Origin of the sequence: Marinifilum breve, from assembly GCF_003202155.1 — a bacterium.
GTDB classification, from domain to species: Bacteria; Bacteroidota; Bacteroidia; order Bacteroidales; family Marinifilaceae; genus Marinifilum; species Marinifilum breve.
In genome coordinates this window covers 614,387-636,375 of the sequence record NZ_QFLI01000001.1, presented here as the reverse complement: position 1 = coordinate 636,375, position 21,989 = coordinate 614,387, and the positions used below count along the sequence as shown (strand labels likewise).

Genomic DNA, 21,989 nt, shown 5'->3' with positions numbered 1-21,989 from the left:
GCTACAAAGTTTTGATCTTATGAATTGTAAATTTGATTTGCAGGAACGATTGTTTAATTTCTCAATATCTATTGTGAATGAATATCGTAAGTTGCCAATTTCGAATGAATATACAGTAATTTCTCACCAAGTGCTTAAATCAGCTACATCTATTGGGGCGAACTTTGAAGAAGCTCAAGCAGCCGTGTCAAAAGCAGATTTTACCAATAAAGTTGCGATTTCGTTGAAAGAAGCAAGGGAAACGAATTATTGGATCCGAATAATTATTGCAATTTCAGATGTTAGAGAAGAATGGATTAAACTCGAAAAAGAATCCAAAGAAATTATTAAAATTCTGGCTAGCATCTACAATAAAACAGTAGTGAAAAAATAACTTTACTGTTCTTCTAGCTTTTTCTGATAATTTGTAATTTGTTTTCACATGCTTTGGGCGTTGAGCTTTGGAACTTGACTTTTATGATTTGATTATTTTGAATTTGAAGCTTGGGATTTGATTTTTGGCTATTGCATCAAAGATAATTTCATTATCTTTGATGCCGGCAAACCGTTCTATCGCTGTTTCGCAAGAAAGAGAGGAAAGTCCGGGCAACGCAGAGTAACATACTTCTTAACTGGAAGAAGGTCGAAAGGCTTTAGTAGTAGAGCAGAAAATAACCGCTCCAATTTATTGGTGTAAGGGTGAAAAGGTGAGGTAAGAGCTCACCGGTACCTGTGGTGACATGGGTAGCCGTGTACCTTATGTGTTGCAAGATCAAGTATACCGTCAGTTGTAGGCTTACTCGGCCGATGTCGGGGGGTAGATTGCTAGAGACATTTGGCAACAAATGTTCAAGATAAATGATAGAAACTCTTTTTAGAGGACAGGACCCGGCTTATAGGTTTGCCACTTTATTTTCAATGAACATCCTGATAGCTATCGGGAATTAATTAATAATACCATCTCAATGTTTTTGGGGTGGTGTTTTTGTATCTGCTAATCACGAATTCCAAAATCAAACCCTAAAGCTTTTCCTGAAAGCGTTTTTAAGCCTGACGGCATCAGGGATTCAATAGAAATAGAATTACGAATTACGTTTTGTGAATTCAATTTTCGAACTTTGCATACTCATTACTCATTACTCATTACTCATTACTCATTACTCATTACTCATTACTCATTACTCATTACTCATTACTCATTACTCATTACTCATTACTCATTACTCATTACTCATTACTTATAAGGGCTTCAAAAATAGATGGTTAAAATAATTATTCAAAAACAAGTAGGGGGATGGTTAAATAAATCGGTATAAAAATTGAAATAAATTAATTTGAAGACGCAACCCTTTGCGTTATTTGTAATCTTAAGAGTGATGCATTTGGCAATGATGAATGGATGTAAAACCAATGTAAAGGCTTTTTGATTTTTGATTAAAAAAAAATAATGACAAGTTTGACACTTGCTTTTGATAAATTAAGACCGTACTTTTGTCAAGTTAACTATATGAGTTAATAATACTACTTATACTACTATAAATTGTTTATTATGACTTTACCTAAAATTAACATTTTTGATAAGACAACTCCTCGTTGGATCGTTTTTGTGATCGATTTAGCGATTAGTTTAATTTCGATTACAGCTGCTTACCTTTTGCGGTTTAATTTTAATCTGGAAGAGATTCATTTGAATGCTGCAAAGGTAATTATTCCTCTTTTTGTTTTGTTAAGGGCATTAACTTTTTTGTATGGAGGTACTTATGCTGGAATTGTTAGGTATACAAGTTCTAAAGATGCGGAAAGGATATTTGTTGTTGTTTCCATAGGATCAGCTGTCTTTACTTTATTCAATTTATTAAGTTATGTGGCAAGGGATGGTGTATTTATTGTTCCCTTTTCTATTTTGATTATCGAATATATAGCGGTTGTCTTTTTGATGACAAGTAGTCGTATCATATTCAAAGCCATTTACTATAGATACTTGACTCGATCTAAGATTCGTGAAAATATCTTGATTTACGGAAGTGATGAGTTTGGAATTATGGCAAAGCATGCCTTGGATAGTGGTAGTGAGGTCAATAGTTCCATTGTTGCATTTATCGACCATAACAACAAGAAGGTGGGTAGTAAGTTGGAAGATGTAAAGATTTACAGTACTTCTGATTTGCAGGACTTGATTGAACGTAAGGAGGTAGATAAGGTAATTATTGCAAAAAAAGACCTGTCTCATACTCAAAAGAGCGAGGTAGTTGAGAAGTGTCTTGAATTCAATGTGAAAGTTTGGGAGGTGCCTAAATTTGAAAGTTGGGTGAATGGTGAATTGAGCGTGAAGCAGATTAGAGCCATTAAAATTGAGGATTTGCTGGAGAGGGATCCAATAAATTTAGATTGGGATCAAATCAACGAACAGGTAAATGGAAAAACGGTTTTGGTTACTGGAGCGGCTGGATCTATCGGTTCCGAGATGGTTCGACAGGTAGCACGTTTCTCTCCCAAGTGTATTGTCTTGTTTGATCAAGCGGAATCTCCATTGTATGATATTGAATTGTCTTTAAAGGAAGAATTGAGTTTTTACAATGCAGAGATTGTGATTGGAGATGTTCGCGATAAGGAGAGAACGCAAAGGATGTTTGATGTTTATAAGCCTGAATTGGTATATCATGCGGCGGCATACAAGCATGTTCCAATGATGGAAAACAATCCTTCTGAAGCCATAAAGACAAATGTGTTGGGGACAAAAAATGTTGCAGATCTTTCCTTGGAATATGGAGTGGAGAGGTTTGTAATGGTTTCCACGGATAAAGCGGTGAATCCTACCAATGTGATGGGAGCATCGAAAAGAATAGCAGAGATTTATACACAATCATTGAATTACCCGGGATGTCCTACACATTTTATTACCACTCGTTTTGGTAATGTGTTGGGATCAAATGGATCAGTAATTCCAAGATTTAAAGCTCAAATCGATAAGGGAGGACCAATTACGGTAACTCACCCTGAAATTACCAGGTATTTCATGACCATTCCGGAGGCTTGTCAATTGGTGATGCAGGCAGGAGCAATTGGTTCAGGAGGTAAGATCTTCATTTTTGATATGGGAAGATCTGTTAAGATTGCCGATCTGGCTTACAAGATGATAAAGCTGAGTGGTTTAAAATTGGGAGAGGATATTCAGGTTCAATTTACCGGTTTAAGACCAGGTGAGAAGTTGTACGAAGAGTTGTTGAATGTGAAGGAAAATACAGTTCCAACCAAGCACCCTCGTATTATGGTGGCAAAAGTAAGAGAGTATGAATTGGCAGAGGTGCAGTTGTTGATTGAGCAGTTTTATGAATTGTTGGATAGCAATGATAATTTCAAGATTGTGGCTCACATGAAAGCCATAGTTCCGGAATTTAAATCGATGAACTCCATATATGAACAATTGGATAAACGGTTTGTGTCAAAAACCAAGTTGGTTGGAGAGCAGAGTGTGTCTGAAGAAATCAAAGAGATGTTGAGTTAAGTCTCAAAATGATATAGATCGGAAGCTGTTTTACACCTGTTGTAAAATGGCTTTTCTTTTGTAAAAATGGTGAGGATTAATGAGTGAATTCAACTTGACACATTTGACAGCTTTTTTATCGAGAAATTATACTTACCATTGCACGTTAGAAATGAAAGTAGAAAAGGTTGGAAATATAGAATGGGCAATAAGTCAATAGTTTTAATGTTTTACTGAAGAGGTTTGTGCTAGATTTGAATTTGAGATCATCTATAGTGTACAGTCATCCCGAGGAACAGAGGGATTTCTCCAATTACGCGTAATAGTGTGTAAAGAAAATACCCCAAACCCCTAAAGGGGCTTGTTTATTGCAGGAAAAAGTCCCCTTTAGGGGATTTAGGGGTGACATAATAGGAAATAGCAGTATCCCGAATGGTAGGGAGAGGGATCTCTAAACTTTAAATAGGTATAATATTCTCTGAACACTGATGGTTGTTCATTGTTTTGATCATTGATTATAGGGTTTAGATCACTAAACTTGGTTATTGGTCCCAAAGGCTTTGGTTTTTGGGCTTTGATCCCGAAAACTTTCGAGATTGAGTTTTTTTGAAACTTTACTTTGGTGTGAAAACTATGTTAGAAAAATATACGATAAAATAAGCCCAAAAATTAGGGAATTGGACGACAGTTTTTTATTTTTGCGCATCCGTAAAAATCTTTGACCATGCAAAAGTGGGGTTTGATCAAAGCAAAGCGGTCTAGATTGAATAATAGGTGTAAACCATAAGCATATTAATAGAATACAATTATGATTCGATTATTTCGAAAAACTCTTTTGTTGGGATTGATCGTCGCTTTTGCTGCTGTAGGAGCAGAGGCGCAAAATACAAACATCAACCCAGCCATAGTTAATGTGAATGCATTAAGCGACAAGCAAATTGAAAGAATCATCTCCGAAATGGAGAAGAATGGAATGAGTCTGGAAGAAGCCATGTCTTTGGCTCGTGCTCGAGGGGCTTCTCAAATGCAAATTGATCAAATGACTCAACGCATTCGGGAGTATAAGATGAAAAATCAATCCCGAAAGTTTTCGGGAGGTGAATCAGAAGAAATGCAAGATTCTGAATCGCCTGCAGATTTATCTGCAGGATCAGAGAAGAAGGAGTTTAAGGCAACAGAAAAAAACAAAGAAATTTTTGGTTTTCATTTTTTCAATTCAGAGAATTTGAGCTTTGCGCCAAATGTGGATGTGCCGGTTTCAGATTCTTACGCTTTAGGCATAGGAGATGAAGTGAATATTGCAGTGTATGGTGCATCTCAACAGTCATACATGTTGGTGGTGCAAAAAAATGGAGCCATTGTCATTCCTGATTTGGGACCAGTCAATGTTTATGGGATGAGCTTTGCGAAAGCCAGTGAAAAAATCAAATCCAGATTAATTTCCATCTACAATGGCATGCAGGGGAATCAACCCAATACATTTGCTGATGTAAGTCTGGGAGCATTAAAAGGAGTAAAGGTAAATGTAATTGGTGAGGTGAACTTGCCAGGTACTTACGCTTTGCCAGCAACCGCTTCTGTTTTCAATGCTCTGTATTTGGCAGGAGGTCCGAATGAAAATGGATCTTTCCGTGTGATCGATTTGATTCGTGATGGTAAAGTAATTAATTCGGTAGATGTATATGAATATCTAATTGATGGAAAAACACAAAATAACGTACAGCTGCGCGATCAGGATGTGATCATGGTTCGTCCATATGTGAATCGCATTAAAGTGGCGGGTGAGTTTAAGCGTACAGGTTTGTTTGAAGCCAAGGATGGCGAGTTGGTAGCCGACATTTTGCGTTACGCAGGGGGATTTACTGATAAAGCCTATACGCACCGTTTGGATCTGTACAGAAATAATTCTCGTACCCTAAGTGTTGTGGATGTGCCGGCTGACAAATACAATCAAATTACATTAATGAATGGTGATGAGATTAAATCAGGTGCCATTACCGAACGTTTCGAGAATAGAATCAGCATTGAAGGGGCAGTCTATCGTCCTGGCGATTACCAGTTGTTGGAAGGAATGAAGCTTTCAGAATTGATTGCAAAAGCAGAAGGCTTGAAAGAGGAAGCCTTTATGGAGCGTGCTGTAATTACCCGCAAACAAAAGGATTTAAGCTTGGAAGCCATCTCATTCTCACCACGTGAAGTATTGAATGGGAAGGCGGATGTCTTATTGCAGCGTGAAGACCGAGTTCAGATCTCCTCCATTTTCGATTTGCGTGAAGCGCGTACGGTTGAAATTGTAGGAGAGGTGCAATTCCCTGGAACCTATGCATGGGCAGAGAACATGAAAATTGCCGACCTGATTTTTCAAGCCGGAGGATTCCTGGAAAATGCAGAGGTGAGCTCTGTAGAAGTAAGTCGTGTATTGGATTACAACGAAACCAAAGACTTGACCAAATCATTATTGCATACCTACCAATATGGATTGGATCGCAATTTGAAATTGGATGTAGAAGGAGAGGCCTTTGTTTTAAATGCTTTCGATAAGGTATACATTCGCCGTGCGCCAGGCTATCGCCCGCAAGGAACTGCAAGTGTGCAAGGGGAAGTGAAATATGCAGGAGAATATGGAATTACCCGCAAGGATGAAAAAATATCCGATGTCATTCGCAGGGCAGGAGGTTTAACTCCTGAAGCTTACGTGAAGGGAGCTTCTTTGCGCAGAAGAATAGAATTGAGCGAAGCGGAATATCAGGCAAAATTGGCCATTGCAATGCAGGATACCATCATGAACGCCGAAGAGGTAGAAAAGGTGCAGTATCAGATTGTAGGTATCGATTTGCCAAAAATCATGAAAGAACCAGGTTGTGCAGAAGATTTACATGTCTTGGAAGGTGATCAATTGATGGTACCATCAAAACTGGAAACCGTAATGGTGTCAGGATCTGTCTTGAATCCGGTAGCACATACCTTTACCGATAAGAAAAAGGCAAAAGATTACATCATGAGCTCAGGTGGTTTTGCCCAAAGAGCGAAGAAAGGAAAGGTATATGTGCTGTATGCCAACGGAACAACTGCAGCCACAAAAGGTGGATTGTTCGGAAGACGCTTTCCAAGAATTGAACCAGGCTGTGAAATCATTGTTCCGGAAAAACCGGAAGTGGACAAAGCTGCAAACGCAAGCAAGTGGCTGGCCTTCACATCAACATTGGCTAGTCTGATTACGGCAATTGCGGAGGCAACTAGGTAGTCATCCCGAGCCTGTCGAGGGATCTCTATGGTATGGATTACACTAATGAAATAGATTACACGGATAAAAACGGATTTCACGGATGTCGAAATTGATTGAAGCAGATAAAACCTACAGTATTATTGGGGCGTGCATGACGGTTCATAGGAATTTAGGTGTTGGCTTCTTGGAGAGTGTGTGTGTTCTGAAGCATTGGCAAAAGAATTAGAAAAAAGAAAAATTCCGTTTGTGAAAGAGAAAAAGATAGAGCTCTTTTATGACGGTCAAAAAATGAACAAATATTTTAAAGCGGATTTTGTCTGCTTTGATTCGATTATAGTAGAAATAAAAAGTAAATCTTGTTTATTGAAGATTGATGAACAGCAAATAATTAATTATTTAAAAGCGACTAAATATCATTTAGGACTGTTAATTAATTTTGGTGAAAGCTCTCTAAAATACAAACGATTCATCAATACAATAAATAAGTAATAAAAAATAACTAAGGACGCCGATTAAATATGAAAACGCCCCATCCGCGAAATCAATTTTAAAATCCGCGCAATCATAGAATACAAAGTATGCAAGAACAAAAAAATATAACTCAGGCAGACGACGAAATCGACCTAATCGCATTGGCCAAAACCCTATGGGAGGGCAGAAAGACCGTCATCAAAACGACTATCATCTTTATGCTCATTGGCCTATTCGTGGCCATCTTCTCAGAAAAAGAATACACAGCCTCATGTACCATGGTACCGCAATCGGCAGAAGGTGGATCCAAATTAGGAGGAAGTTTAGGAGGGTTAGCTGCAATGGCAGGAATTAACCTTGGTTCGATTGGAGGAGGATCCGATATTCCTCCAATGCTTTATCCAAGAGTTGTGAATAGTATTCCTTTTCAAAAGGAAATGATGAAGACACCACTTTCAATTGAGGGGCAAAACGAAAAAGTTACATTTTCACATTATTATGAGGAGATTTATAAGCCAGGAGTGTTTGGCTACTTAAAAAAATATACAATTGGTTTACCTAAGCTTATAATAAAAGCAATTAGGGGTAAGAGTATTGAGAAGCAAGATGAAAAATGTGAACTTTTGACTATATCCCGAAAGGAAAATGGTCTGATTAAAACATTGAATGAGCAAGTAAAAATTGATATTAATGATAAAGAGGGATACATTGCTCTTACTGCTAGGATGCCTGAGGCTAAAGCAGCAGCAGAACTGGCTAATAAAGCTCAGGAGTTGCTGCAAGAAACTATAACTGAATTTAAAATTCAAAAGGCAAAGGATCAATTATCTTTTATAGAAAAGCGTTATACAGAGAAGGAAGAGGAAGCTAGAAAAGCACAACGAAATTTGGCTCAGTTTATTGATAGAAACAAAAATGTAAGTACTGCTACTGCTCAAACAGAATTAGATAGGTTAAAAGCTGAGTATAATTTGATATATGGTGTATATTCAGAATTAGCCAAGCAATTAGAAAGTCAAAAAATACAAGTTGAAGAGGATACACCAGTTTTTACAGTGGTTGAGCCAGTTACTGTACCAATTGACAAAGCAAGTCCCAATAGACCATTGATTTTAATAATTTGGACAATGTTTGGAGGAATTATTGGAATTGGGATGGTGTTTTGGAAAGAGTTTTATGGTAAGATTAAGTTGCAGTGGAATAATGACAATTAGTTTGTCGACTATATGATTTCAGCCTATTGCGTGAAGAGTGTTGTAACGTGATCAAATTCAAAGATTAAAGACATAAATAACATAGATGCATTCTAATAAAATGAACGAAGTAAAGTCAATTAAAAATATCTGCTGTATAGGTGCAGGTTATGTAGGTGGTCCAACTATGGCTGTCATAGCTCAAAGGTGTCCCCATATTAATGTAAATGTAGTAGATTTAAATGCGCAGCGCATAGCGGATTGGAATGATGCTAATCTCGATAAATTGCCAATTTATGAACCAGGACTTGCTGATGTTATTAGAGACGCTCGCGGTCGAAATCTTTTCTTTTCAACGGATGTTGAAAAAGGAATTGACGAGGCAGATATGATTTTTATTTCAGTCAATACTCCGACCAAAACCTATGGTGTTGGAAAAGGTATGGCTGCGGATCTAAAATTTATTGAATTATGTGCCCGTCAGATTGCTCAAGTAGCTAAAAATGATAAGATTATCGTGGAGAAGTCTACTCTTCCTGTTCGTACAGCGGAAGCACTTCGTACTATTTTACACTCAACAGGTAATGGTGTAAATTTCGATATTTTGTCAAGTCCTGAATTTCTAGCTGAAGGAACAGCGATTCAAGATCTTCATAATCCTGATCGATTCCTAATTGGTGGTGAACAGACGGAACGAGGTGAAGCTGCGGTTCAATCACTTGTCGATATATATTTGAATTGGGTGCCTCGTGAAAATATCGTTACCACACGTGTGTGGTCTTCTGAATTGTCGAAATTAACTGCCAATGCATTCCTGGCACAACGTGTTTCTTCCATCAACGCCATTTCAGCCTTATGTGAGAAGACAGGTGCGGATGTAGATGAAATTGCACGAGCCATTGGAAAAGATTCCCGTATAGGGGCAAAATTCTTAAAATCATCAGTTGGCTTTGGAGGATCTTGTTTCCAAAAAGACATTTTAAATTTGGTTTATCTTTGTCGTCATTTCAATTTACGTGAGGTAGCGGATTATTGGGAGCAAGTAATTAAAATGAATGACTATCAGAAACATCGTTTTTCTAAGAATATTATTGATTCATTATTTAATACTGTTTCAGGTAAGAAAATTGCCTTCTTGGGTTGGGCATTTAAAAAGGATACAAATGATACGCGTGAAACCGCTGCTATGTATATTGCAGATGAATTGTTACAAGATCGTGCTGAAATTCATGTTTATGATCCTAAGGTATCTGAAGAACAAATTTTTGCGGATTTGGAATATTTACAAACTCATCGTGTTGGTCAGTATGTAGAACAAGGCGAAATCATGTCTATGGAGGAAATTCGTTCTTTAGTAACGGTTCATAAAGATCCGTACAATACTATGCAATCAGCTCATGCCATTGCGATCTTAACGGAATGGGATGAGTTTAAAACTTATGACTGGGAAAAAGTATATAATGATATGTTAAAACCAGCATTTGTTTTCGATGGTAGAAACATTGTAGATAAGGATCAGTTGGATGCAATTGGTTTTGATGTATACAATATTGGTAAAGGAAAGTAGGGAATGAAAATATTGGTTACAGGAGCAGCTGGTTTTATTGGTTTCCATTTGGTGGAAGCATTGATGAAAGAGGGGCATGAAGTAGTTGGAATTGATAACATCAATGACTACTACGATATTAATCTAAAATATGCCAGATTAAATGAGTCTGGAATTTCTAGAACTGAGGTAGAGAATTTGGATTGTCATCCTGAATTCGAGTCTTCGGATGAAGGAACTCTTGCTTATGTAAGGAGTACAAAACATGAGAAGTACCAATTTTTAAAAATTGACATAACAGATCTTCCAAAAATGGAAAATCTTTTTGAAGAACAAAACTTTTCCCACGTTGTAAATTTGGCTGCGCAAGCTGGTGTACGTTACTCTTTGGAAAATCCACACGCCTATGTACAGTCTAATGTGGTTGGTTTTGTGAATATCTTAGAGTGTTGTCGTCATTATAAAATTGAACATTTGATATATGCATCTAGTTCGTCAGTTTATGGGGCTAATTCAAAAATCCCTTTTTCAGAAGATGATCGAGTTGACCATCCTGTAAGCCTATATGCGGCAACGAAAAAGAGCAATGAACTAATGGCTTATACTTATAGTCATTTGTATGAGCTTCCAACAACAGGTTTACGTTTCTTTACGGTTTATGGACCTTGGGGTAGACCTGACATGGCTCCCATGTTATTTGCTAATGCGATTACTAAAGGTGAACCAATTAAAGTATTTAACAATGGAGATATGAAGCGTGATTTCACTTATATTGATGATATTGTAGAAGGGGTGGTTCGTTGTATTTCTGTTTTGCCTAAAAATGATCCAAAAGCAGAGGTATTTAATATCGGTAATTCTAAACCTGTAGATTTAATGGATTTTATATCTATTATGGAAACAAGTTTAGAAAAAATTGCTCAAAAGAACTTTATGCCTATGCAAGATGGTGATGTGAAATGTACTTATGCAAATACTGAATATTTGAGCAGTACAGTTAATTACATGCCTAATACAGATCTTGTAGATGGCGTAACTAAATTTATTACTTGGTTTAAAAATTATAAAAATTAAATAAAATGCTTAATAAAAAATCCGTTTTAATTACTGGTGGTACTGGATCGTTTGGGAAAAAATTTGTAGAAACAATCTTAAATCGCTATCCTGAAGTTAAAAGAATTGTGATTTACTCCAGAGATGAGTTAAAGCAATTTGAATTAAAACAAAAATATCCTGCCAATCAATTTCCACAATTGCGTTTTTTTATTGGAGATATCCGTGATGGAGAAAGATTAAAAAGGGCTTGTGAGGGGATTGATGTAATTATACATGCTGCAGCTATTAAGCAAGTGGATACTGCAGAATACAATCCAGATGAATGTATCAAGACTAATGTTCATGGTGCACAAAATGTAATTGATGCGGCATTGGCTGCTAATGTGAAGGATGTAGTAGCATTATCTACGGATAAAGCTTGTGCTCCAATTAATTTATATGGTGCTACAAAATTAACCTCGGATAAGTTGTTTACTGCGGCCAATAATATGAAAGGATCTCGAGATATTCGATTTTCTGCAGTACGTTACGGTAATGTAATGGGATCTCGTGGTTCTGTAATTCCATTCTTTTTAGGAAAGAGATCGGAAGGTGTACTTCCAATTACACACGAAGAAATGACTCGTTTTAATATTTCTTTACAAGCTGGAGTTGATTTGGTAATGTTTGCGATTCAAAATCATTTAGGCGGTGAGATTTTTATACCTAAAATTCCATCTTATAAAATTACAGATGTGGCAACAGCTGTAGCTCCTGAATGCGAAACAAAAATTGTTGGAATTAGACCTGGTGAAAAATTGCATGAAGAAATGATTACAGAAACTGATTCAATGAATACTATTGACTTGGGTAAATACTATGCAATTTTACCATCAGTATCATTTAGTCATAAGAGAGAAGATTATTTAAAACACCACAATGCAACAGAGGTTCCATTTGGTTTTAAATACAATTCAGGTACAAATACAGAATGGGAAACAATTGAAACACTTAGAAAAAAAATTGTAGAATTTGTAGATCCTGATTTTAAAGTTGCTAAATAATAGTTATGAGACCTATTTCTTACGGAAGGCAATATATTTCACAAGAAGATATTGATGCGGTTGTAGAAACACTACAATCTGATTTTTTAACTCAGGGACCAAAAGTTAAGGAGTTTGAAGAACGTTTTGCTGAATATGTTGGTTCAAAGTATGCAATTGCTGTTTCCAATGGAACGGCAGCTTTGCATCTTTGTACTATGGCCATGAATGTTCAAAAAGGAGACAAAGTAATAACTACTCCTTTAACATTTGCTGCTAGCGCCAATTGTATTAGATACTGTGATGGAGAGGTGGATTTTGTGGATATTGATCCTCATACCTATTTGATGGATTTGGATAAATTGGAGGAAAAATTGGCATCAGTGCCAGTAGGTACATATAAAGGGGTGATTCCTGTAGATTTTGCTGGATATCCGATAAATGTTGAAAGGTTAAGAAGTATTGCAAACAAGTATAAGCTTTGGATAATTGAGGATGCTTGTCATGCTCCGGGAGGATATTTTGAAGACTCCCAAAAAGTTCAGCAAAAGTGTGGTAATGGTGCCTATGCTGATTTGCATATTTTTTCATTCCATCCTGTTAAACACATTGCCACAGGAGAAGGAGGAATGATTACAACGAATAACAAAGAGTTATACGAGAAAATTTGCTTATTAAGAACACATGGTATTACAAAGGATCCAGAACTTCTAAACGAAAATCATGGTGGTTGGTACTATGAAATGCAGGAATTGGGTTACAATTATAGATTGAGTGATATTCAAGCAGCACTAGGCGTTTCACAGTTGGAAAGAGCTAATGAAGGAGTTAGGAAAAGAAATGAGATTGCATTAAAGTATAATGAGGCTTTCAAAGAATCTAAAATCACAACTCCATTTGTTCATGATAACACACTTCATGCTTATCACTTATATGTAATTCAAATAGAGGATAGGAAAGGATTATATAATCATCTAAGAGAAAATAACATATTTTCACAAGTCCTATATAGTCCAGTTCATTTACAACCTTATTATAAAAAGTTCGGTTGGAAGAAGGGTGATTTACCAGTTGTTGAAAAATACTATGAAAACTGTCTTGCTCTTCCAATGTTTCCAACTTTGTCAATTGATGAGCAGAATTATGTTATTGAAAAGATAAAGGAGTTTATTGATGAGTAGGTTTGGTATCGGTACAGTACAATTTGGTTTAGATTATGGCGTAAACAATACTCTGGGAAAACCTAGTATTACAACTGTAAAAGAAATTCTAAATTGTGCATCATTGAATGGTATAAATTGTTTAGATACTGCTCGGGATTATGGTGATAGTGAGGCTGTAATTGGTGATTGTACGAATGAGTTTGTTAAAAGCTTTGATGTTGTAACGAAGATAACTGCAAAATCAATCGAAGAATTTAATACTAAGGTTAAAGATTCACTATTTCATCTTAAAAGTAATAAGCTTTATGGACTCTTGTTTCATAATTTTAATGATTTTAAGGAGAATGAAGATCTTTGGATAGCTGCAACTAAACTTAAGGAAGATGGGGTAGTTAAAAAAATAGGGTTTTCTCTTTATTCACCTGATCAAATTGACTGGTTAATTAAAAAAAGTGTGTGTTTTGACATTGTGCAAGTGCCATTTAATATTTTTGACAGACGTTTCGAAAGTTACTTTAAATTATTGAAAAATATGTCGGTAGAGGTGCATGTTCGAAGTATATTTCTGCAGGGGTTATTTTTTATGGAAGAAAATAAGCTGCCAGATCACTTTTTACCAGTTAAAAATAAAATAAGGTTATTGCACAAGATAAGCGAAAAGTACTCACTCTCAATTGCCCATATTTGTTTATGGTTTGGTTTGTTGCATACTAATATTGATAAGATTATTGTTGGGATAAATAGCTTGAAAGATTTACAAAGAAATCTATCAATACTATCAGATTATAAATATTCTGAAGATTTATTAAATGATCTTATTGAGTTGGAAGTTTATGATGAGAAGATTTTATCACCAGTAAACTGGAAATTATAATGGAAAAATTTGAATTATTTAACTTGTCTAATAAAATTGCAGTAGTTACAGGAGGCTATGGACATTTAGGGCAAGCTATATGTAAAGCATTATTGCATGCTGGTTCTAAAGTTATAGTTGCGGGTAGAAACGAAAATAAGTTCGCTGAGGTATTCGGAGAAACTAAGAATATATATTTTGAAGAAATTAATTTAGAAGAAACTGCGAGTATTAAAACCTGTTTTGAAAGAATAGGTGATAAATATCAAAATATTGATATTTTGGTTAATAATGGTGTGTATTTATTGGCAAATGATGCAGAAAACATGACAGACCATGAATGGGAAACTGGAGTTGATGGAACTTTAAATAGTGTCTTTAGGTGTATTAGAGAAGTAATTCCATTTATGAAGAGAAATATGAGTGGAAAAATAATTAACATTGCCTCTATGTATGGAATGGTACCGCCTAATTTTAAAATTTATAAAAATTTTGAACGATTCACTAACCCGCCTAATTATGGAGTGTCTAAAGCAGGTGTGATACAAATGACAAAATATTACGCTGTTTACTTAGCAAAGTATAATATTAATGTTAATTCTGTTTCGCCGGGTCCATTTCCATCAAGTCAAGTACAAGCGAGTGAAGGATTTATTAATAATTTGAAAGATTCTAACCCTTCTGGTAGAATTGGAAAGCCAGAAGATTTAATGGGTGTTATAAACTTCCTAAGTTCAAATGCATCATCTTTCGTAACAGGACAAAATATAGCAGTGGATGGAGGCTGGACTGTATGGTAGATTATAGAGTAGGTATAATTATCCAGGCTCGAAATAATTCATCTAGGCTTCCAGGAAAAATATTATTAGAGCTGCCTGTCAATTCAGGTACAAGTGTGCTAGATCATATTCAAAGTAGATGTGAAAAAATTGCAGGAGTTAAAACCATTATTGCAACAACAGACTCTCCAAAGGATGATATAATTGCTAATAAGTATAAGAGAGTTTTTAGAGGTAGTGAAAAGGATGTTTTAGAGCGTTATTATTATGCGGCTAAGCAATATGGATTCAAACATATTGTTCGTTTAACTGGAGATAATCCATGTGTAGATTATAATATACTTCAAAATTTAATTAATATACATGTTAATGGTCAGTATGATTTTACTATTACAGAGGGATTACCTTTGGGGATGAACTTTGAAATAATGACGTTTGAAACTCTTGAGATTGCTTTCTTGGATGCTTCAGAGAAATCTGATCGAGAACATGTTACATTATACTTTGATAAAATAGATAAGTTAAATAAAAAAACGGTATATTTTGAAGATCAGCTTGAAGATAAAATTCGAGTGACTATGGATTATCCATCTGATTATGCTTTTTTGAATTTATTATTTTCCAACCTAAATAGAGATTTTACATTTAGTGATTTGAAGTCATATGTTAAAGAATATCCTTGGTTGCTTGATATTAATAAAAATTATCAAAAGAGAATATTTGACAAGAAAGAAGATGAATTTAGGGAAGCTGTAAATCTTTTAAATGAATTAGAAATGTATGAATCGAGTCGTGCTTTGAAGGATTTAATTTAAACTAATTACTTGTGTTGCGATATATAATCTTAACTGAAGGAGGAGGCAAATATGGTTTAGGCCATGTTGCTCGTTGTATTTCATTTTACGATGCAATTGAGCAACAAGGGGATGATGTTGCATTTGTCATACAAGGAGATAGAAGTGTTGATAAATTAATTGGAAATAGAAAAGTATTCTTTAAGGATTGGCATAGTAATTTGTCTGAAATCCTGGAGAATATTTCCAAATCCAGTGCTATAATTGTTGACTCTTATTATTTGAGTCAAATGGATGCAGATCTTTTATCAAGTTGTGGAGTTAAAGTTTTAATTATAGAAGACTTCCTTCGGTTAAACTATACCGATACGACAATAGTTGATTGGTCATTAGGTGCTGAATATTTAAGTTGTTACAGTAACAAAGAAAAAACAAATACTTATTTATTAGGGACTACTTATTTAGCTTTAAGGAAACCATTTTGGAATGTCGCAACAGAAGGAAGAAATAGTTATAATTCTCTCTTAATAACAATGGGAGGATCAGATATTCGTAAATTGTCGTCTAGTCTACTTTCTTCTATAAAATGTAATTTTCCATATTTACATATCAATGTAGTGATTGGTCCTTCATTTGAGAATATTAGTGAGTTTCAGGATTTGAAGATGGATAATGTTGATATGTACTTTTCTCCTAATGAAGAGGAAATGTGTGAAATTATGGCACAATCTGATTTTGCAATTTCAGGAGGAGGACAAACACTATATGAACTTTACGCCATGGGCTTGTCAATTATCGCAATAGAGTTGATAGAAAACCAGCACGATGAGCTCAAGAAATGGAAAGAGTATTCTATGTTGCAATTTGCTGGGAAATGGAACGACAGTAACTTATTGGAAAGAGTGAATGAGTCAATAAGTAAGCACCTCGATTGTTCTGACTGTTTTATGTCCAGAAGAAAGCAACCAATTGATACAAAAGGTGTTTTTAGAATATTGAATTCCTTTAATTAAAATAGGATTGGATTATGAGTAAAAGGATTTTAATTCTTGGAGCAGGCGAAATGCAGGTTCCGATCATTAGAAAGTCAAGAGATATGGGATTATATACTATAGTAGCAGACTATGATCCCAACGCACCTGGCTTTAAATATGCAGATTTAACACTGGAAATTAGTACGATTGATTTTGACGCTGTTTTAAGTGCTGCAAAAAAATATCAGATTGATGGAATTTTAACAACTTCGGACTATCCGGTAAAAATTGTTGCTAAGGTTAGTGAAGAGTTAAAATTGAAATCAATGAGTACTAGTGTCGCTACTACCTGTACCAATAAGTATATCCAGCGCCAGTTTTTTAAAGAAAACAATATCCCATCTCCTTTTTATCAGCTGATTTCAAGTGAGAAGGAGTTAGTGGGGATTGATAGGTTTCCATTGATTATTAAGCCTGTTGATTCTTCAGCAAGTCGTGGAGTTAGAAAAGTAAAGGACTTTACTGAATTACAAGATCAATACCCAATAAGTAAAGAATTCTCTAAAAATGGAGGTGTCTTAATTGAAGAGTACATAGAGGGAAACGAATATAGCATCGAAACGTTTTCGCAAAACGGACAGCATAATATTATTGCTATTACAGAGAAGAGATTAATTCAAGGGAATGACTCTTATTTTGTTGAAAGTGCACATATATTACCAGCATTATTAAGAGAGGATGATGAATCGTTAATTAAAACTACCGTTCTTAACTTGTTAAATAAGTTAAACGTAGATAACTGTCCTTGTCACGTAGAATTAAAATTAAATGCGAAAGGTGTCTTTATTATTGAAATAGCTTGTCGTTTAGGAGGAGATTACATTACATCGAATTTGGTGCCACTTGCTACAGGAATTGATATGTTAGGCAATTTAATTAATGTAAGCCTTGGTAATGAAATTTCTATAATCAATAGTAATGATTCCATTGCCGCGGTACAGTTTATAAATGGAGATAATTATAATAATTCCACAGATTTTATTGAAAATTATTCTTCTTATGTAAGTGAAAGTTGTGTGAAGGATTTTCACAATAGAGAGATTGAGAATTCATTAGATAGAATGGGTTTTATAATTTTGAGTGCGGATAATCATGATAAATTATCTGATTTATTAATAAAAATTAATTAGCAGTTTAAAATGAATAAAGTATTTATTATAGCGGAATTATCTGCAAATCATAATGGGAGTAAGGAGATTGCTTTAGAGACTGTTAAGGCAGCAAAACGTTCAGGTGCAGATGCTATCAAGCTCCAAACTTATACTGCAGATACAATTACTCTAGATTGCAAAAAGGAAGATTTTAAGATTACTCAAGGTACCATTTGGGATGGAAAGTATTTACACGATTTATATAAAGAGGCGTATACACCATGGGAATGGCATAAAGATATATTTGAAGCAGCTTACCAAGAAGGCTTAGTTTGCTTATCATCTCCTTTTGATAAAACCGCAGTTGATTTGTTGGAGGAGTTAGATAATCCTATTTATAAAATCGCTTCATTTGAAATAACGGATATTCCATTAATAGAATATACTGCGAAAACAATGAAGCCAATTATTATTTCTACTGGTATAGCAACAGATAAGGATATTCAATTAGCTATAGATACGTGTAGAAATGTTGGAAACAATGATATAACTATTTTGAAATGTACTTCTTCTTATCCTGCACCAATAGAAGAGGCCAATCTTGTCATGATAAAGGATATGAAGGAAAGGTTTAATGTTAAAACCGGACTTTCAGATCACACCATGAGTACTGTAACTCCCGTTGTAGCTGTTGCATTAGGTGCTACTGTTATTGAGAAACACTTTATTCTGGACAAGGAAGTTGGCGGGCCTGACGCTTCATTTTCTCTTGATGAAAAAGAATTTACAGAAATGGTAGATGCTGTTAGGATGGCTGAGCTGGCGCTTGGGCAGGTATCCTATGATTTGACAGAAAAAATGGAATCTGGAAGAGAGTTTTCAAGATCGCTTTATATAGCTGAAGATGTAAAAGAAGGAGATATTTTAACAGATCAAAATGTGCGATCTGTAAGGCCGGGATTTGGAATGCATCCTAAATGCTTAAATGAGATTTTAGGAAAGAAATTTAAGCATAATAGAACAAAAGGTGATCGTTTATCGAGTGATGATATTATATAATCTGCGGTGAGTATATTAAAGAAACTAAAAGATATTTATTTGAAAAATAAGGTGATTTTTGAGAATTTCTCATTCATTACCTTATTGCAAATATTTTTAATGATAATCCCTCTTATTACTTATCCATATTTAATAAGAGTTCTTGGTTCTGAATTGTATGGTATTGTAATTACTGCTCAAATTGTAGCTAGCTATTGTTCTGTTATTGTAGATTTTGGTTTTAAAAGTGTAAGTGCGAGACATGTTTCAATTTACAGAGACGATAGACAAATGCTATCTGAAATAATGAGTTCCATTCTCGTTACAAGGCTAATACTATGGGGAGGAGCGTTCGTAATATTTTTGGGTGTTATTTATGGTGTAGATTCATATAGACAGCATTTTTGGTTATTTCTATTCTCTTATGGTTTAACTTTTAATGAACTTTTGTTCCCACAATTCTTTTTTCAAGGTATTGAGAGAATGAAGTCAATTGTTGTCATAAACATATTAATAAGGTCAATTTTTATAATTCTGATTTTCATCTTTGTCACAGAGAAGAAGGATTATATATTTGTCCCCTTATTTTCTTCTATAGGGTATTTCATTGGAGGTATAGTATCGTTATACATTATAGTAAAAAAGTATCATATATCTTTTGTCAAACCTGATATCGTCAAAATGAAATACTATGTGAAGGATGCCTTACCTATTGTATATACTGATGTAATCTGTACAGTAAAAGATAAATTGAGTTACATTTTTATTGGTCAACTAATTGGGATGTCTGAGGTTACAATATATGATTTGGGAGCTAAATTAGTTAGAATTCTTGCTAAACCTTCCGGAATTATAGCCACTGTATTATTTCCAAAAATTGCGAAGAAAAAGGATATAAAATTATTTAATCAAGGCTTGTTAATATCTCTTGGAGTGACACTATTCCTGGTTCTAGGTACAAATCTATTTTTAGATTATATCGTTCGATTTTTTATGAATGAATCAATCGATCTCTTGCCAATAAGATTATTCTTGATTGTACCGGTTGTGTTAGCAGTAAGTGGTTTTATCGCATCCAACCTGATGATAGCACTAGGATATAATAAATACATATTATATAGTATAATTGTAACAACAATAGGATATTGTTCCAGTTTGGCAATATTTTATTACATGGACTATATGACTGTAACTTCAATGGTTCTTGTTGCGTTAATTGCTTATTTAGCCGAATTTGTTTACCGATTGTTAAAATCAAATAAAATTATCAAAAATGAAAGAAAAGTTAAGTAAACTATCACAATCCAATATCATATTCAGTATTTTACTATATCCGGCAAAAGTTTTATATCATTTGTTATTTCATTACTTAGTTCCTGATAAAGTTGCTATTGAAAGGAAATTTAAAAAGATATGGGGATATGATTTAGATATAAAAAATCCTAAGACATTTTCAGAAAAATTGCAATGGTTAAAATTAAATGATAGAAAATCATGGTATACTAACTGTGCAGATAAAATGTTGGTTCGTGAGTACGTATCAGAAAAACTCGGAACGGATAAGTATTTAATACCTCTTTATTTTAGTACTGAAAATTATAAAGAAATTACTAAGGAAAATATACCATCTGTTCCATGCGTAATTAAATGTAGCCATGATAATAATTCGTACAAGATTATTCAGGATAAAGAAAATGAGAATTGGAATGAATTGAGACAGTATTATAAGGGAAGACTTAATTCAGTTAATATTTTTTGGTCAAACAGGGAATGGCCATATAAGAGTATTAAAAAGCGTTGGTTTATGGTTGAGGCATTCTTGCAAAGTAAGGGTGAAGACTATAAACTGCAGGAATATAAGTTTCACTGTTTTAATGGAGAGTTAAAAATCATAGATGTTTATCAAATTGGTACTGAAGGATTCAAAAGGGCCAGGATTTTGAATGATCGATTTGAACCTTACAGTGAAGAGCATTCTATGGGTTATCCTAATGTGATAAAAGAACTGATTTTACCAGATGAAGAGGTAAGAGAAGAAATGTTGGACATGGTAAAAACATTGGCAAAAGATTTTGAATATCAGATTAGAATAGATGTATATCATGTTGATGGTAAATTATACATAGGAGAATTAACATTCTTCGATGGAGCTGGTTTTGATTTCATAACACCAAAAGAATTCAATAGAGAGTTAGGTGATATGTTGAAGTTGCCAATCGATAATAATTAAGCGAGAAGAAAATAATCTCAAAAATGAAAGAAATTGTTCTATTTAGAGCTATAGTTACGATTTTACTCGTATTATATCACTCTTTTTGTTTCTATAGGGGATCATGGGATGTTCCGGTTGCGTATACAGGTGTTAATATCAAATTCTACGAATTTTTTGCAAATATCACCTATAGTTTTATGCTTGAGGGATTTACTTTTATAGCAGGATTTGTTTATGCATATCAAGTGAAGAAGAAAGGAGACTACTCATTTAAAGGACTGATTCCGAAAAAAGTAAAGAGATTATTTCTGCCAGCTCTATTTTGGGGACTCATATATATGCTATTATTTAATGAATTTGGCCATCAACGAATAATTGATATTTGTATTAATTTAATTAGCGGAGTTCACCATTTGTGGTTTTTACCAATGTTATTCTTCTGCTTTTTATTCTTTTGGCTAGCAGATAAATTCATTAATATATATATGATCTTGTTTGGATCATTTTTCTTAATGTTATTAAAAAGTTGGATGAATATTCCTTTTGGAATAGGTCATTCCTTCCAATATTTCTATTTCTTTACATTGGGAGTATTCCTGTATAGGAACATTTGCTTTCTAAAGAAATTCTTAATTCGAAAATCTGTTTTTATTCTTTGTTTATTAAGTTACCTACTATTATTTATGGTATATCACTATGTTGATATTGAAAAGGTTTCTTTTTTGACAAAGGTTATTAGTTTTATTGAATTAAGAATGTTTAAAACTTTCGGCCTTTTAATGATTTTCATTGGCATAACCATGTATTTGGATAAAAGAAACGAAGTTGGATATATTGTAAATCTAATTGCTACTTTATCCATGGGTATTTATATTTTTCATCAAATGATTTTAGATTATTTGTATTACCATACTCCGTTGGCGTCATATGTAAACGTATACTTATTCCCGATTGTTGGTTTTGTTTTGTCTTTTTTGTTGTCTATGCTGTTTACACAATTATTGAAAAGAGTAAGATATGTAAGAGAAGTTATTTAGTTCGACAGTAT

At 34.4% G+C, this 21,989-nt stretch carries 19 protein-coding genes and 1 other RNA gene; all 20 read left to right on the top strand.

Translation table 11 applies throughout. From position 1 onward, the window contains the following. Window positions 1-19 precede the first annotated feature (19 nt). The gene (locus tag DF185_RS02620; protein ID WP_110359160.1) at window positions 20-373 is read left to right on the top strand and encodes a four helix bundle protein; all 354 of its coding nucleotides are present in this window, start codon (window positions 20-22) and stop codon (window positions 371-373) included. 163 nt (window positions 374-536) lie between these two features. Continuing rightward, window positions 537-891: RNase P RNA component class A (rnpB, locus tag DF185_RS02615), an RNA gene on the top strand. Between the two features lie 637 nt (window positions 892-1,528). Continuing rightward, window positions 1,529-3,484, top strand: a complete 1,956-nt coding sequence (locus DF185_RS02605; protein WP_110359159.1) for a polysaccharide biosynthesis protein — start codon at window positions 1,529-1,531, stop codon at window positions 3,482-3,484. A gap of 787 nt (window positions 3,485-4,271) precedes the next feature. Continuing rightward, window positions 4,272-6,707, top strand: a complete 2,436-nt coding sequence (locus tag DF185_RS02600; RefSeq protein ID WP_110359158.1) for an SLBB domain-containing protein — start codon at window positions 4,272-4,274, stop codon at window positions 6,705-6,707. 82 nt (window positions 6,708-6,789) lie between these two features. After that, a complete protein-coding gene (locus DF185_RS24145) occupies window positions 6,790-6,915 on the top strand; it encodes a GxxExxY protein (RefSeq protein ID WP_207784553.1) in 126 nt (41 codons plus the stop codon). Beyond that, the gene (locus DF185_RS02595) at window positions 6,885-7,178 is read left to right on the top strand and encodes a GxxExxY protein (RefSeq protein ID WP_262509973.1); all 294 of its coding nucleotides are present in this window, start codon (window positions 6,885-6,887) and stop codon (window positions 7,176-7,178) included. Before DF185_RS24145 ends, DF185_RS02595 begins: the two co-directional genes overlap by 31 nt. Before the next feature lie 89 nt (window positions 7,179-7,267). Beyond that, entirely contained in the window at window positions 7,268-8,374 is a 1,107-nt protein-coding gene (locus DF185_RS02590; RefSeq protein ID WP_110359157.1) for a Wzz/FepE/Etk N-terminal domain-containing protein, read from the top strand. Window positions 8,375-8,459: 85 nt separating this feature from the next. Further along, entirely contained in the window at window positions 8,460-9,920 is a 1,461-nt protein-coding gene (locus tag DF185_RS02585) for a UDP-glucose 6-dehydrogenase (RefSeq protein WP_207784551.1), read from the top strand. 3 nt (window positions 9,921-9,923) lie between these two features. Then, window positions 9,924-10,973, top strand: coding sequence for an NAD-dependent epimerase (locus DF185_RS02580; RefSeq protein ID WP_110359155.1), 1,050 nt, complete (start codon window positions 9,924-9,926; stop codon window positions 10,971-10,973). A gap of 5 nt (window positions 10,974-10,978) precedes the next feature. After that, window positions 10,979-11,998 (top strand): UDP-N-acetylglucosamine 4,6-dehydratase (inverting), encoded by a 1,020-nt coding sequence (gene pseB / locus DF185_RS02575; RefSeq protein ID WP_110359154.1) that lies wholly within the window; start codon window positions 10,979-10,981, stop codon window positions 11,996-11,998. A 5-nt stretch (window positions 11,999-12,003) separates the two neighbouring features. Next, window positions 12,004-13,158, top strand: coding sequence for a UDP-4-amino-4,6-dideoxy-N-acetyl-beta-L-altrosamine transaminase (gene pseC / locus DF185_RS02570; protein WP_207784550.1), 1,155 nt, complete (start codon window positions 12,004-12,006; stop codon window positions 13,156-13,158). Next, entirely contained in the window at window positions 13,151-14,014 is an 864-nt protein-coding gene (locus DF185_RS02565; RefSeq protein ID WP_110359152.1) for an aldo/keto reductase, read from the top strand. Before pseC ends, DF185_RS02565 begins: the two co-directional genes overlap by 8 nt. Further along, the gene (locus tag DF185_RS02560) at window positions 14,014-14,793 is read left to right on the top strand and encodes an SDR family oxidoreductase (protein WP_110359151.1); all 780 of its coding nucleotides are present in this window, start codon (window positions 14,014-14,016) and stop codon (window positions 14,791-14,793) included. The genes DF185_RS02565 and DF185_RS02560 overlap by 1 nt, the downstream gene beginning before the upstream one ends. Beyond that, window positions 14,787-15,587 carry a cytidylyltransferase domain-containing protein gene (locus DF185_RS02555; RefSeq protein WP_110359150.1) on the top strand — a complete coding sequence of 267 codons (801 nt, stop codon included), beginning with the start codon at window positions 14,787-14,789 and terminating at the stop codon, window positions 15,585-15,587. Before DF185_RS02560 ends, DF185_RS02555 begins: the two co-directional genes overlap by 7 nt. 11 nt (window positions 15,588-15,598) lie before the next feature. Beyond that, the gene (locus DF185_RS02550; protein ID WP_110359149.1) at window positions 15,599-16,579 is read left to right on the top strand and encodes a hypothetical protein; all 981 of its coding nucleotides are present in this window, start codon (window positions 15,599-15,601) and stop codon (window positions 16,577-16,579) included. Between the two features lie 14 nt (window positions 16,580-16,593). After that, complete coding sequence (locus tag DF185_RS02545) at window positions 16,594-17,730, top strand: ATP-grasp domain-containing protein (protein WP_110359148.1); 1,137 nt, start codon at window positions 16,594-16,596, stop codon at window positions 17,728-17,730. Between the two features lie 9 nt (window positions 17,731-17,739). Continuing rightward, the gene (pseI, locus tag DF185_RS02540; RefSeq protein ID WP_110359147.1) at window positions 17,740-18,750 is read left to right on the top strand and encodes a pseudaminic acid synthase; all 1,011 of its coding nucleotides are present in this window, start codon (window positions 17,740-17,742) and stop codon (window positions 18,748-18,750) included. A gap of 6 nt (window positions 18,751-18,756) precedes the next feature. Continuing rightward, entirely contained in the window at window positions 18,757-20,022 is a 1,266-nt protein-coding gene (locus DF185_RS02535; protein WP_207784549.1) for an oligosaccharide flippase family protein, read from the top strand. Beyond that, window positions 20,003-20,959, top strand: a complete 957-nt coding sequence (locus DF185_RS02530) for an ATP-grasp fold amidoligase family protein (RefSeq protein ID WP_110359145.1) — start codon at window positions 20,003-20,005, stop codon at window positions 20,957-20,959. Before DF185_RS02535 ends, DF185_RS02530 begins: the two co-directional genes overlap by 20 nt. A 23-nt stretch (window positions 20,960-20,982) precedes the next feature. Further along, a complete protein-coding gene (locus DF185_RS02525) occupies window positions 20,983-21,978 on the top strand; it encodes an acyltransferase family protein (RefSeq protein WP_110359144.1) in 996 nt (331 codons plus the stop codon). Window positions 21,979-21,989: the final 11 nt, after the last annotated feature.